Annotated in this window: 13 protein-coding genes; 8 read left to right on the top strand and 5 right to left on the bottom strand. The window is 59.3% G+C overall.

The genetic code is table 11. The annotated features are described in order from the left end of the window. Positions 1-132 precede the first annotated feature (132 nt). From EJD88_RS00065 to EJD88_RS00050, 4 genes are all read left to right on the top strand, one after another. Positions 133-849: a YafY family protein gene (locus tag EJD88_RS00065; RefSeq protein ID WP_099585245.1), complete on the top strand. Its 717-nt coding sequence runs from the start codon at positions 133-135 to the stop codon at positions 847-849. Between the two features lie 52 nt (positions 850-901). Next, the gene (locus EJD88_RS00060; protein WP_099585244.1) at positions 902-1,237 is read left to right on the top strand and encodes a nuclear transport factor 2 family protein; all 336 of its coding nucleotides are present in this window, start codon (positions 902-904) and stop codon (positions 1,235-1,237) included. Positions 1,238-1,252: 15 nt separating this feature from the next. Further along, positions 1,253-2,365 (top strand): cell division protein ZapE, encoded by a 1,113-nt coding sequence (gene zapE, locus EJD88_RS00055; protein WP_112195015.1) that lies wholly within the window; start codon positions 1,253-1,255, stop codon positions 2,363-2,365. 158 nt (positions 2,366-2,523) lie between these two features. Then, entirely contained in the window at positions 2,524-3,018 is a 495-nt protein-coding gene (locus tag EJD88_RS00050; RefSeq protein WP_158876145.1) for a GNAT family N-acetyltransferase, read from the top strand. A gap of 98 nt (positions 3,019-3,116) precedes the next feature. Here the strand turns inward: EJD88_RS00050 and EJD88_RS00045 are convergent, their stop codons facing one another. From EJD88_RS00045 to EJD88_RS26940, 4 genes are all read right to left on the bottom strand, one after another. After that, complete coding sequence (locus EJD88_RS00045; RefSeq protein ID WP_099585241.1) at positions 3,117-3,326, bottom strand: hypothetical protein; 210 nt, start codon at positions 3,324-3,326, stop codon at positions 3,117-3,119. Between the two features lie 145 nt (positions 3,327-3,471). After that, a complete protein-coding gene (locus EJD88_RS00040) occupies positions 3,472-5,700 on the bottom strand; it encodes a TonB-dependent siderophore receptor (protein ID WP_158876143.1) in 2,229 nt (742 codons plus the stop codon). Between the two features lie 114 nt (positions 5,701-5,814). Continuing rightward, a complete protein-coding gene (locus EJD88_RS00035) occupies positions 5,815-7,572 on the bottom strand; it encodes a phosphoethanolamine transferase CptA (RefSeq protein WP_158876141.1) in 1,758 nt (585 codons plus the stop codon). Positions 7,573-7,732: 160 nt separating this feature from the next. Beyond that, on the bottom strand, positions 7,733-7,912 hold the full coding sequence (locus tag EJD88_RS26940; protein WP_256592840.1) for a DUF6026 family protein: 180 nt from the start codon (positions 7,910-7,912) through the stop codon (positions 7,733-7,735). A 271-nt stretch (positions 7,913-8,183) separates the two neighbouring features. Here EJD88_RS26940 and gnd point away from each other — a divergent pair, with 271 nt between their 5' ends. From gnd to EJD88_RS00020, 3 genes are read left to right on the top strand one after another with little or no spacing between them, the layout of a single operon-like run. Next, a complete protein-coding gene (gene gnd, locus EJD88_RS00030) occupies positions 8,184-9,167 on the top strand; it encodes a phosphogluconate dehydrogenase (NAD(+)-dependent, decarboxylating) (protein ID WP_122310264.1) in 984 nt (327 codons plus the stop codon). After that, positions 9,164-10,687 carry a glucose-6-phosphate dehydrogenase gene (zwf, locus tag EJD88_RS00025; RefSeq protein WP_158876139.1) on the top strand — a complete coding sequence of 508 codons (1,524 nt, stop codon included), beginning with the start codon at positions 9,164-9,166 and terminating at the stop codon, positions 10,685-10,687. Before gnd ends, zwf begins: the two co-directional genes overlap by 4 nt. After that, the gene (locus EJD88_RS00020; RefSeq protein WP_158876137.1) at positions 10,684-11,508 is read left to right on the top strand and encodes an HAD family hydrolase; all 825 of its coding nucleotides are present in this window, start codon (positions 10,684-10,686) and stop codon (positions 11,506-11,508) included. The genes zwf and EJD88_RS00020 overlap by 4 nt, the downstream gene beginning before the upstream one ends. A 69-nt stretch (positions 11,509-11,577) precedes the next feature. Here the strand turns inward: EJD88_RS00020 and EJD88_RS00015 are convergent, their stop codons facing one another. Continuing rightward, positions 11,578-11,838, bottom strand: a complete 261-nt coding sequence (locus EJD88_RS00015) for a hypothetical protein (protein WP_158876135.1) — start codon at positions 11,836-11,838, stop codon at positions 11,578-11,580. A gap of 356 nt (positions 11,839-12,194) precedes the next feature. Between EJD88_RS00015 and EJD88_RS00010 the strand changes: the two genes are divergently transcribed. After that, positions 12,195-13,517, top strand: coding sequence for a sigma-54 dependent transcriptional regulator (locus tag EJD88_RS00010; protein ID WP_099585234.1), 1,323 nt, complete (start codon positions 12,195-12,197; stop codon positions 13,515-13,517). Positions 13,518-13,929 lie beyond the last annotated feature (412 nt).

Here is a 13,929-nt window from a genome sequence, read left to right as displayed (position 1 = left end):
GCAAGCTTCCTCGCCACACGTGTCCTTCCCTCAACTGATTGGTACTCATCTGATCAGTCCTTTTCCTGCTGACGTTTACTGACAGTAGGCTCTGCTAAGCTGCCGCACTTTTCCTTTTTCGGCGGGATCAACGTGTCGCGTACCACTCGTCTACTGACCTTGTTGCAGGCCCTGCGGGGCAAGAAACGTCCGGTGACCGCTGCTGTGCTGGCGGCGCAGTTGGAAGTGTCCGAGCGCACGTTGTACCGTGATATCGCCGAGTTGACCGCCCTTGGCGCCCCCATCTTCGGTGAGGCCGGTGTCGGGTATGTGCTGCGCAGCGGGCTGTTTCTACCGCCCTTGATGCTCAACGCCGAGGAGACGGAGGCAGTGGTGCTGGGCTTGCGTTATGTGGATCAGCGTGGGGATGAGGTGTTGAGTCGGGCGGCAGCCAATGCGCTGGCCAAGATTGCCGATGTGCTCGACCCCGCCGCCCAGGAAGCCTTGCGCAACCCGACGCTGCTGCCTGGACCGCCAGGCTTCGGCTACCCGGAAAACCGCGTGCCCCTGAATGTGTTTCGTGAGGCTATCCGCAACCAGGCCAAGCTGCATATCGACTACGCCGATGCCAGCCAGACCCAGAGCCAGCGGCTGGTCTGGCCGCTGGCCCTGGGTTTTCTCAATGAAGCACGCGTGATTGTGGCCTGGTGTGAATTGCGCGGCGCTTACCGCACCTTTCGTACCGACCGTGTGGCGAGCGCTCAAGCCCAAGGTGAAAGGTATCCGGGGCGGCGCAGTGATTGGCTGAGGGCCTGGCGCACGCTGATGGAGCAGAATGAGTCTGCACCGTTCACTCCTGACAAAAGCTGACACAGCCCTGGCTTAGCATGGCGCCATAAATCACCAAAAAAGGAGCTGTGTCATGCCCCAGTCTCAGTTGGCCCCGGCCATCCAGGCCTATATTGCGGCGACCAATACCCGCGACACCTCAGCGGTTGCCCAGTGGTTCGCCGACGATGCGAATGTGTTCGATGAGGGCGAGCACCAGGTCGGCCCCGCCGCGATTGCGCGCTGGATGGAGGACACTGCACGGCGTTACCAGCCGCGGGTCGAGGTGCTGAATGTGCAACACCGCACCGGTAAAGTGCTGGTGAGCAACGTGGTCTCCGGCAATTTCCCCGGCAGCCCGCTGGAGTTGCGCTACACCTTCCGCCTTAACGAGCAGGGCAAGATTTCACGGCTGGATATCTCGCTGTAGGTCATAATCGCGGGCATGACTTTCGACTCGCCCCTCGCTGCCTATCAACACGCCATCGCCCAACAAGGCTTCGTCGCCGACGACGCCCAGCGCCGGGCGGTGGATGCCCTGCAAGCCTGTCATGACGCCCTGCACCAAGGCCGCTCGCCGATCAACGGCGTGTACCTGTGGGGGCCCGTCGGGCGCGGCAAGACCTGGCTGATGGACCAGTTCTACCAGAGCCTGCGGGTGCCGGCGCGGCGGCAGCACTTTCATCACTTCATGGGTTGGGTGCATCAGCGCTCATTCCAGCTGACGGGCACCGCCGATCCTTTGCAGGCCCTGGCGCGGGAACTGAGCCAGGCAGTGCGTGTGCTGTGCTTTGACGAGTTGTTCGTCAATGACATTGGCGACGCGATCATCCTGGGTCGGTTGTTCCAGGTGATGTTCGAGGAGGGTGTGGTGATGGTCTGCACCTCCAACCAGCCGCCCGACCTCCTGTATGCCGAGGGTTTCAACCGCGACCGGTTTTTGCCGGGTATCGCAGCCATCAAGCAACATATGCGGGTCGTAGCGGTCGACGGCGTTGAGGACCACCGCCTGCATCCGGGTGTCGGCCTGCAGCGCTATTGGGTCAATCAACCCGAGGCGCTGGCGAATGTGTTCGGGCAACTGGCGCAGGGGCAGAGGGTGAGCCACGAGCCGGTCGTGGTCGGCCACCGCAGCATCGTGACGGTGCGCTCCAGTGACAGCGTGCTGTGGTGTCGTTATGCCGACCTGTGCGAGCAACCCTTGGCCGCGATGGACTTCATGCTGCTGTGTGATCGCTTCAAGGCAATCTTGCTCGGCGACGTGCCTGACCTGAGTGCGCAGCAGCGCCCTGGCCGGATCGCCCGAGGCACCGAAGACGGCGCCGAGCGGGTAGTGGCGGGTGATCGCGAATTGCCGCAGTTGTCCGTGCATGATGACAGCGTACGTCGGTTTATCGCCCTGGTGGACGAGTGCTACGACCGCAAGGTGCCCCTGTTCATTGAGGCACGCGTGCCGCTGGAGCGCCTCTATACCGAGGGCTACCTGGCGTTTCCCTTCCGCCGTACCCTCAGTCGCCTGCAGGAAATGCAGCTGGAACGTTTCGGCGCGGCGTTGTAAGACCCGGCAAGGCTTGCCTGGCGCTGTTTCCCGCGCATACCGTGCGCACTTCAGGCAGATATTTGTAGTTAATCTCCTTCATCTACCGCCGACTCCGCGCTTACAATCGTGCCCCTCAAAGGGAGCCGGTTCCCTTGTTGTCGTGATCGAGGAAGGCAATGGAAACCTCAGATATCCTGGTGCTGCAAGCCAGCTACACCAACCCCGTGCACGCTGAAGCCATAGGCCACGTGCTGAACCACTACGCCAAAGACCCGATGGGCGGTGGCCATAGCCTGCCCGCTGACCTGTTGGAGCAACTGCCGGCAGAACTGGCAAAACGCCCGCACGCCTTCAGTGTTCTCGCGTTTGTCGGCGGTGTGCCGGCAGGGCTGGTGAATTGTTTTGAGGGGTTCTCCACCTTTGCCTGCCGGCCACTGGTCAATATTCATGACGTGGCGGTGATGAATGATTTTCGCGGCCTGGGCCTGAGTCAGAAAATGCTGCAGAAGGTCGAGGAAATTGCCCGCCAGCGTGGCTGCTGCAAAATCACGCTTGAGGTGCTTGAGGGTAATGCTGTCGCCCAGTCGGCGTATCGAAAGTTCGGTTTTGATGATTCGAAGTTTGATCCAGTCCATGGCCGCATGTTGTTCTGGAACAAACCGCTTCAATAAATAACAGGCAAAAAAAGGGCGCCATTAAATGGCGCCCAATAAACCATTGGCCAATGGAGCGGAATGGCCATGGGTGTTGCGGATTAACTAAACATTAATTAACTCTTCGGTTGTTCCTGATCGGTGGTGCTGGTCTTTGACGTCTTGCCGTCGGCGGAAGCGGTTTGTTCATTTGTGCCGTGAACGCTCTGCTGGGTGAAGGTGAAGTTGTTGTAGTACTCCTTCATCCGCTCGGAGCCATCCTCTGCAAACGCGGCGGCGGAGGCCAGGGTCATCAGGCTGGCAAGCATCAAGGTCGAGAGTTTCATCGGGGTATTCTCATTAAGTGTGATCGATTTATCCGTTCTGTCCTTGAGCAGATTCTTGGGGCGATTGTGGAGTGATCTTATTAAGTGGGAATTAACCCGAGCAATATCCGAAGTTAACGATTTGGTTAACTTCGGATGGGGGGCTTTAAAGTTTCCAGTCCAGCGCGAGGGTAATGGAGCGTGGATCACCCCAGTACACGCCGTTATAGAAGCCGACACGCTCGTAATATTTTTTATCAAACAAATTGTTGACGTTAAGCGACGCTGAAACGTGTTCGTCGAACTGATAGCGGGACATCAGGTTGACCACGGTGTAGGCCTGCTGCGTAATTTTTGCCCGGGTGGTGATCATGTCGCCGTCGCTGTCGCGCTCACCGGTCGGTCGATTGCTGAAGTCGTAGATATCGCTCTGCCAGTTCACTGCGCCGCCCACGGTCAGGTTGCGCCATGCGCCCGGCATCCGGTAAGCGCTGGACACCTTCAGCAGGTTCAGCGGTTGCCCGGTGTTGTTGCGTTTGCCAGAGCCGTTCACTGAATGGGTGTAGGTGTAGCCGGCCGTGAGGTTCCAGTCGGGCATGATTTCCCCGGACGCTTCCAGTTCGAAGCCGTTCACCTTGTTGCCTTTGCCGCCTGACTTGTAGTACTCCTCGCCGGTCGCTGGGTTGCGTGGGACGGTGTAGTCGCGCTCGGCAACGTTGTCCTGGGTGCTCCAGAAATACGCTGCCGCCAGGTTCAGGCGCTCTTGCAGCACGCTGCCCTTGATGCCGACCTCGTAGTTGCTGCCCACCACCGGCTCAAGGTATTTCTTGTTGGCATCCTTTAGGCTTTGGGGTTTGAAAATATCGGTATAGCTGGCGTAGACGGTGTACTCCGGCGAGATGTCGTACAGCAGCCCGGCGTAGGGAGTCCACATGTCATTGTGGGTCTGGCTGGTTTTGCCGGCGGCAGTCAGTCGGTCGTTGTCATCGTAATCAGGAGCGGCGCTTTTCAGTTCCCAACTGCCATAGCGGCTGCCCAGCACCGCATGCAGGCGGTCGGTGAGGCTCAGTCGCGTGGCCAGGTAGCCGGCCTTCTGTTGCTTGCTGCTGTGTTCGCCTTTGAGGTCGGTGACGGTGTCGCCGAACTTGGCGATCGCACCCATGTATTTCCAGTCTTCAATGCTGTAGTAGCCAGCGGGAATGTTGTCGCGCATAAACGGCGAACTATCGCGTTGCGCGGCCTCGCCATAGCCCATCATCAGCGCGTGTTCGCGGCCCAGTAATTGATAGCTGCCGGCCAGGTTGAGGTCGATGGCCTCCATGCGCGAAGTGCCGCGCATGTGGCTGGCCCAGGCGGCCATGCCGCTGCGGTCGTCGTTGGGGAAGCCTGAGCCGCCGTAGTAGACCTTGCCATCTGTGTCGCTCTGGCGATGGGTGTAGGCGGCCTTAATATGCCAATCGCCGCCCAGGCGATGGTCAAGGGTGGCGAAGGTAGTCTTGTCCGTCAGCGGCCAGGAACTCCAGTGCGCCGCCATATTGGTGGAGCGCGACAGCCCGGCCTTGCCGCCCTGGCTGTTCCAATAGGGCACGGTGCCCCAGGAAGTGCCCTGGACTTGTTTGTTCTGGTAATCGAAACCTACAGCCAGCACGGTGTCGTCTGACAGATCGCCTTCGAGAATGCCGTAGCCGACCGCCCGCTGCAGCCCATAGTTGTCACGGAAGGATTGGCTGTCGCGGTAAGCCAGCACCGTGCGTCCGCGCAACTTGCCGTCGAACGCCAGCGGGCCGCCCACGTCCACGTAGCTGTAGTAGTTGTCATGGCTACCTGCGCTGATGCCGGTTTTCGCCTGCCATTGGGCGGTGGGGCGTTTGCGCACCATATTGATGGTGGCCGAAGGGTCGCCGGCACCTGTGGTCAAGCCCGTAGCGCCGCGCACGACCTCGATATGGTCGTAGATGATGGTGTCGGCGTCAGACTTCATGTAACCGAAGGTGTTGAGCATCCCGTCAACCTGATAATTGGTGATGCCATAACCCCGGGCCGAATAGGACACACGGTCAGAGTCATTGTGCTGCACGTTGATACCGGTGGTCTGGCGCAGCACGTCGGTCAAGGTATTGAGATTGAAATCATCCATCTGCTGGCGCGTGATCACCGAGATCGATTGCGGGGTTTCCTTGACGGACAGGTTGAGGCGGGTGGCGGTGCTCATCGAGCCGGTGGTGTAGGCCCCGGTGTGTTCGGTGGTGGCGCCGAGGCCATCGGCAGTGACCCGGGTGGCGCCGAGTTCGAGCGGGGTCTGTTCGGGGGCTGTTTCAGCCAGCAGCTCCGGGCTCAATGCGGCGCTGCACAGGCCAAGCGTGAAGGTCATGGAACGGGTAAAGGGCGCTAACATCGCGGAGGACTCCTTGTCGTCTTTGCGGCCACCCCGGAAAGGGAAGGTCTTGGCTCAAAGACGAAAGGAGGGGAGGAACTTTAGGCTTAAACGAGAATGATTGTTATCTTTCTGTTACAAGGCCGGCGCTTCCTGAAGCACCACATTGGTCGGGTCAACCTTCTTCGGCTTGATCAGGCTGAAGTCGATCAAGGCTTTCTGCTGGCGCATATACGGATTGCCGATCAGCTGTGGGCGCGGTTTGAAGCTGTCGCTCACCAGGCTTTTGCTGCGGTCCAGTTCATTGAAGCTCAGCCCGGCCAGGTCGGCCCAGGTGTGAATCAGCTGTGAGCTGGTGTACGGGCGTTGCAGGTCGCTTGCGAAACTCCAGTCGTGGGTTTCGCGCCATTTTGGCGAGGCGTAGGCCATGAAGGGAATGGTGTACATCGGCGCAGTCGGTTTGCCTTCGTTACGTCCCAGCGTGGCGTGGCCCGCGGAGTCGAATACGTCTTCGCCGTGGTCCGACAGGTACAGCAGGAAACCGTTTGGATCGGTCTTGGCGTAATCCTTGATCAGGCTCGACACCACGAAGTCGTTGTACAGCACCGCATTGTCGTAGCTGTTGTAGGTGGGCAATTGGTCATCGCTGATACCCGCCGGCACGCCTTGGCGATCAGTGAACGTGTCGAAGGTCGGCGGGTAGCGGTACTGGTAGCTCATGTGGGTGCCAAGCAGGTGCACCACGATGAACTTGCGTTCGGCCGGATCGGCCAGGGCCTTGGAGAAGGGCGCAAGGACGTCGCCGTCGTACTGGCGGGCGTTCTGGTTACGGTTGTTGTTCAGGTAGACCTGTTCGTCGGCCTGCTCGGAAAAGGTCGTGAGCATGGTGTTGCGCTTGGTCATGGTCTGCTGGTTGGTGATCCAGTAGGTCTTGTAGCCGGCCTGTTTCATCACGCTGACAATCGACGGCGTTTTCAGGTACAGGTCCGGGTTCTCCTCGTCGGCAAACGTCAGCACCTGTTGCAGCGCTTCGATGGTATAGGGGCGCGGGGTGATGACGTTGTCGAACACGGCCAATTGGTCGCGCAGCTTGTCCAGTTCCGGCGTGGTGTTGCGCGGGTAGCCATAAAGGCTCATGCGCTGGCGGTTGGTGGACTCGCCGATGACCAGCACCAGGGTCGAAGGCTGGCCGGCCATGGTGTCCTTGAGATTGGTCAGGGGCGGGATCTGGCTGGCGCTGTCGAGCATGCCTTGCATGTTGTCGAGTTGTTCGGTGTAGCGCCGATAGGCAACGATCATCTGCCAAGGCACGGCAGGCTCGATGCGCGATTCGAAGCGGTCGATTGCGTCGTCCATCGTGTCGCTGCGGGCGATCTGTTTGACCAGCGGGTAACCGATAATGGCCACCAGGATCGCAGTTGCCGCCACCAGGGCCTGGCCGCGTGGCAGGTACACGGGGCGCACTCGGGTCCACAGGAAAATCGCCACGGCGGTATGGGCAATAAATGCCAGCACGATCCACCAGGCGAAGTACTGGGTGGCGTACTCGCCCGCTTCAGAGATGTTCGATTCGAACATGATGAAGATGACGCTTTGGGAGAATTCCTGCTGGTAAATGAAGAAATAGCCCAGGCTGGCCATGGAGCAGGCCCACAGCACCACACCGATCAGGGCGGCAAGCAGGCGCGTACGGCGCGGGAAAACGAGCAGGGGGGCAAGCCACAATGCGCTCATGAAGAACGCTTGGCGAAAACCACTGAAGCCGGACGTGCCGCTGAGTTGAATCAGCAGCTGGGTGATACCGGAGAAGTACCAGAAAAACAGGAATAACCAGCCAAGACCGGCCCAATCAAAGCCTTTCGCAGACTTAGTGCTGCGTTCGAACAGTGCCATCCAGCGCTCCAACCCGGTAATTTTTCAGTCGCGCGCAGGGCTGCGCGCAACGGAGGCCACCCTTGCATGGGATGGCCCTTGGGGGCGGGAGTATCGGGAGGTGCGTGTGAAAACTTTGTGAGATTTTTGTAGCCGTTATCTTACAAAGTGATGACGGGGCTCAGCAGAGCGCAGGTTGCGCGCCGGAAGGCTGGTCCAGTTGGGCTTGAATGATATGAGCACGCAGGCGCATGACCTCGTGCTGCAACTGGTCGCGTTCGTCTTTCAACTGGCGCAGTTCATCGCGACGGAGCGTGACGTAGAGGGTCTGGGGAGGACGGGTCATCTGTGCAGTGCTCATTGCTTACCTCGCAAATAGCCGGTGTGTCGCGGTGTGCCAGAACGCTTGAGTCGAGGTTCTCGGCATCAGTCGGAAGCAATTCTGAATTCTTTTTCAGTGCAATGGAACTTTTTTATTTTTGGCGGTCGTGTGACTTTTGCTGGCGTGATGGTGAAACGATGGCAACATTTTCTCATGAAACTACATGGATCTGCCCCTGACTAACCCTCATTAGCCTCATTGCGCTATAAACTATGTCACACATTTATTTAGTAGTTAGGAGCATCAGCACATGCAACTGGGGATTATCGGACTAGGCCGCATGGGCGGGAATATTGCACGGCGCCTGATGCTCAATGGGCATTCCACCGTTGTTTTCGACCGTAACGAAGCATTTGTCAAAGGCTTGAGCGAGGAGGGCGCCACGGGCGTCGCCGACTTGAAAGCCCTGGTTGCCGGGCTGCAAAAGCCTCGCGCCGTGTGGGTGATGTTGCCGGCAGGCGACCCCACTGAAAACACCATCAATGAACTCAGTGAGCTGCTCGAAGACGGTGACGTGATCATCGATGGCGGCAACACCAACTATAAGGATGACGTTCGTCGCGGCAAGGCACTGGCGCAAAAGGGCCTGCACTACGTTGACGTCGGCACCTCCGGCGGCGTCTGGGGCCTGGAGCGCGGCTACTGCATGATGATCGGTGGCGACACCGAAACCGTACAGCGCCTCGACCCGATCTTCGCCGCCCTGGCGCCGGGCCTGGGCAGCATCCCACGCACCAAGGATCGTTCGGCAACCGCTGACAAACGCGCCGAGCAGGGCTACATCCACGCCGGCCCGGCGGGTTCCGGGCATTTCGTCAAGATGATCCACAACGGCATCGAGTACGGGATGATGCAGGCCTTCGCCGAAGGTTTTGACATCCTCAAGACCAAAAACTCGGACAACCTGCCCGAAGACCAGCGTTTCGACCTCAACGTGGCCGATATCGCCGAAGTCTGGCGCCGTGGCAGTGTGGTCTCGTCCTGGCTGCTCGACCTGACCGCCGACGCCCTGGCCACCGACCCGAAACTCGACGGCTACTCCGGTTCCGTTGCCGACAGTGGCGAAGGCCGCTGGACCATCGAAGCCGCCATGGAACAAGCCGTGCCGGTACCGGTGCTGTCCACCTCGTTGTTTGCGCGGTTCCGTTCGCGCCAGCAGAGCACTTACGGTGACAAGATGCTGTCTGCCATGCGCTTCGGCTTTGGTGGTCACGTGGAGACTTCCAAAAAATGACCGCTAACGGCAAGAAACCCAAGGCCGAACCCGCTCCACCGACCACCTTGTTTCTGTTTGGCGCCCATGGCGACCTGGTCAAGCGCCTGCTCATGCCGGCGCTGTACAACCTCAGTCGTGATGGCCTGCTGGGCGATGGCTTGCGCATCGTGGGCGTTGATCACAACGCTATCAGCGATGCCGACTTCGCCAAGAAGCTGGAGGATTTCATTCGCACCGAGGCCGCAAGCAAGGTCAAGGGCAATGCGGACAATGCGTTGGACCCGGACTTGTGGGCGCAGTTGGCCAAAGGTATCAGCTACGTCGAGGGTGATTTCCTCGACGACAGCACCTACGCCGACATCGGCAAGAAAATCGCCGACAGCGGCACCGGCAATGCGGTGTTCTACCTGGCCACCGCGCCGCGCTTCTTCAGTGAAGTGGTGCAGCGCCTGGGCAGTGCCGGATTGTTGACGGAGACTGACGACAGCTTCCGACGTGTGGTGATCGAAAAGCCGTTTGGCTCCGACCTCGCCACCGCCGAAGCACTGAACGCCAGCCTGCTCAAGGTGATGAGCGAGAAGCAGATCTACCGCATCGACCATTACCTGGGTAAGGAAACCGTACAGAACATCTTGATCAGCCGTTTTTCCAATGTGCTGTTCGAGGCGTTCTGGAACAACCATTACATTGATCATGTGCAAATCACCGCCGCCGAAACCGTTGGCGTGGAAACCCGAGGCAACTTCTTCGAAAAAACCGGCACCCTGCGCGACATGGTGCCCAACCACCTGTTCCAGCTGCTGGCGATGGTAGCCATGGAGCCGCCAGCGGCCTTTGGCGCCGACGCGGTGCGCGGTGAAAAGGCCAAGGTGATCGGTGCGGTACGGCCGTGGTCCCTGGAAGATGCACGGGCCAACTCGGTGCGCGGGCAGTACACAGCGGGCGAAATCGGCGGCAAGCAGATGCCTGGCTACCGCGAAGAAGCCAACGTCGCGCCCGACAGCAGCACCGAGACGTTCGTTGCCCTCAAAGTGATGATCGACAACTGGCGCTGGGTCGGCGTGCCGTTCTATCTGCGAACCGGCAAGCGCATGAGCGTGCGTGACACCGAAATCGTGATCTGCTTCAAACCGGCGCCGTATGCGCAGTTTCGCGACACCGAGGTCGATGAACTCAAGCCCACCTACCTGAAAATCCAGATCCAGCCCAATGAAGGCATGTGGTTCGACCTGCTGGCGAAAAAGCCTGGGCCGACCTTGGATATGGCCAATATCCAATTGGGTTTTGCCTACAAGGACTTCTTCGCGATGCAGCCGTCGACCGGGTACGAAACCCTGATCTACGACTGCATGACGGGTGATCAGACCTTGTTCCAGCGGGCCGACAATATCGAGAACGGCTGGCGTGCGGTACAGCCATTCCTCGATGCGTGGAAGGAAGATGATGGGATCCAGGCTTACAAGGCCGGTGAGGATGGTCCTGCGGCGGCAGATGCGTTGCTGGCCCGCGATGGTCGCACGTGGCATCGCCTCGGATGAGTGATGCGGCGATTCATCCCATCCGTTTTATCCTCAGCGACGTGGACGGCACGTTGCTGCACCCGGACCACAGTCTTAGCCAGCGCACGTTTGATGCGGTCAGTGCGTTGCGCGAGGCCGGGGTGTTTTTCAGCCTGGCCAGCGGTCGACCACCCAAAGCCATGCTGCACCTGATCGAGACCTTCGGGATCGATGTGCCGGTGGCCGGTTTTAATGGCGGCACCTTGATCAACCCGGATGGCAGCATTCTGGTTGCCCACCACCTGCCGGCCGAGGCGGCACTGGTGACCTTGGCGATGTTCTCGGTCGAGCCGGACGTGGAAGCGTGGGTATTTGCCGACGGTTACTGGCTGCGGCGCGGCCCGCCGGGACCGGTGGAACCGCGAGAAACCCGTGGCCTGGGGTATGGGCCGGTAGAGGTGGAGAGTTTCGAGCCTTATTTGGATCGGATCGACAAGATCGTCGCCGCGAGTAACAACTCACAGTTACTGGTGGAACTGGAAGCGCGTTTACAGCCCAAGGTGCAAGGCCTGGCGCAAGTATCGCGTTCGCAACCGATTTATCTGGATGTGACGGCCATGCTGGCCAATAAAGGTGAGGCCTTGAAGACCCTGGCGGCGCATCTTGGGGTGCCGCTGGAGCAGACGGCGGCCATCGGTGATGGGGGTAATGACCCGGCGATGTTTCATGTGGCCGGACTATCGATTGCCATGGGGCAGGCGGAAGAAACCGTCAAGCGCCAGGCCAATGTGGTCACCGGTAGTAATATCGATGACGGCGCTGCAGAGGCAATCGAGCGGTTTATTCTCGCTGCGCAATAAAAGTGTCTTAACTTAAATCAGCCAACTTCCGATCAGTGTTTTGCAGTGATCGGAAGTTGGCGTAGCGACTTACTTCGGCATGGCCCACGACTGCAACTGGTAGCCATCTTTGTCGAGTTCGGCGCGGGCCTGCAACAGCAAGTCTTCCAATTGCACCGGGTCGCTGTAGGTGTTCGACGACAATTGTTTGCTGCCGATACGGGTATTGGTACGGTCGACGACGCTCAGGCTCAGGGCGCCATTGCCATCGTGCCAGGCCACGCACTGAAAGGGCTGGAAAGCACGGTCTGCGATCAAAAGAGCTTCGTTGATGCGGAGCGGGGCGTTCATGTGGGTCTCTCTCTAAATGCCCATTCAAGTGAGTACCGGCGGTTGGGCTGACCGTGCGGCGGGTTACTTGTACTGATGCACGATGACGGGGTACGGGTCACATGTTAGAGCAACAAATTTCAACCTTTCCTGATTAACGTCATGTAAGCAGCTGTTTTGAAAGCTGAATGAAGGTTTTAGCGTTACATAACTTTTTTGCCGAAACCCGCAGATGCTGGCTTTTTGCTCGCACTTATAGCGAAACGGTACAAGGCCTGTGTCAAGATTTTGCTAGTGTTAGCGCTGGACGTCACAAGCTATTGTTTATAAATAACTTTGTCGCCACTAACCAACAATTTTGACGCCAAGGAATAGTCATGGTTGTTACACCTGCGCAACGCCGCTTGCTCGTGGTCGACCCGTGTGATGACTGCCATGGGCTATTGCCCGGTTTGCGCACCGCCGGTTGGGAGGTGGACAGCTGTGCGTTGGAGGCGGTAGGCGACCGGTCTTGTGACGTGGGTTTGCTACGCTTGCAGCCCTATCACCTGGAACGTCCGGAAGCGGTCAAGGAGCTGATTAGCCGCAGCGGCACCGAGTGGATCGCAGTGCTTAGCCAGGACGTCCTGCGCTTGCAGAATGTCGGTGATTTTGTCTGCGAATGGTTTTTTGACTTTCATACCTTGCCGTTTGACGTGTCTCGGGTCCAAGTCACCTTGGGGCGTGCATTCGGCATGGCGCGCTTGCGCGGCAAGGGCAACACCCCGGTGGATGAGGGGCATGAACTGCTCGGTGACAGCCGACCGATTCGTGAGTTGCGCAAACTCCTGTCCAAACTGGCGCCCACCGAATCCCCGGTATTGATCCGGGGCGACAGTGGCACCGGCAAGGAACTGGTGGCCAAGACCCTGCATCGCCAGTCCCAGCGCCATGCCAAGCCCTTTGTCGCGATCAACTGCGGCGCGATCCCGGAACACCTGATCCAATCCGAATTGTTCGGCCATGAAAAAGGCGCGTTCACCGGCGCCCATCAGCGCAAGGTCGGTCGCATCGAAGCGGCGAACGGCGGCACCTTGTTCCTTGATGAAATCGGCGATCTACCCATGGAGCTGCAAGCCAACCTGCTGCGGTTTCTCCAGGAAAAACAGGTCGAGCGCGTCGGCGGCAGCCAACCCATCCCCGTGGACGTGCGGGTGTTGGCCGCGACCCACGTCGACCTTGAGGCCGCCGTGGCCCAGGGCCGCTTCCGTGAAGACTTGTACTACCGACTCAACGTGTTGCAAGTCATCACCGCGCCGCTGCGCGAGCGCCATGGCGACGTCGCGATGCTCGCCAACCACTTCGCGCGCTTTTACAGCCAGGAAACTGGCCGTCGCCCACGCAGTTTCAGCGAAGACGCGCTGGTCGCCATGGGCAAGCACCCGTGGCCTGGCAACGTGCGTGAATTGGCCAACCGCGTGCGCCGTGGCCTGGTACTCGCCGAAGGGCGGCAGATCGAAGCCGTTGATCTGGGATTGATCAGCGAACAGGCAATTTCGCCACCCCTGTCTACACTGGAAGACTACAAGCACCGCGCCGAACGCCAGGCGCTGTGCGATGTGCTCAACCGGCACAGCGACAACCTGAGCGTCGCGGCCCGCGTCCTGGGAATTTCCCGGCCAACGTTCTACCGGTTGCTGCACAAACACCAGATCCGCTAGGGCGGGTAAACCGAAAAGCCCCGCAACGACCCTTATCGTTGCGGGGCTTTTCCTTTTATTGCGCTGCTGCTCTGGCTCTGGCTCTTGATTTGGCTCTTGATCTTGATCTCAGGCGCCCCGTCAAACACGCTGGCCGAACGCAGGCTTGAATCCGTGGGTAACCCGGCAGGACGCCGGGTTAGCCGCACTGGGCCATGGATGGCCCATTGCGGCGGCCCACGGATTCAAGCCGGAGTGAGGGAACACCGAGCCTAGGCGAGGTGCCGAGTGTTGGGGCAAGAGCCCTTTGGTGGACTTGCTCCCTCAAAACGTACGCCATAAAGCGAGCGTTAAGCAGTTTGCTTCAGTTGCTTTGCGTAGTCATTAGGTGAGCTGTATCCCAGCGCCGAGTGCAGCCGTGTCGGGTTGTAAA

Origin of the sequence: Pseudomonas sp. PB105, assembly GCF_009764655.1 — a bacterium.
Taxonomy (GTDB): Bacteria; Pseudomonadota; Gammaproteobacteria; order Pseudomonadales; family Pseudomonadaceae; genus Aquipseudomonas; species Aquipseudomonas cyclaminis.
The sequence above is the reverse complement of the archived record's forward strand: the minus strand, read 5'-3'. Positions and strand labels throughout refer to the sequence as shown.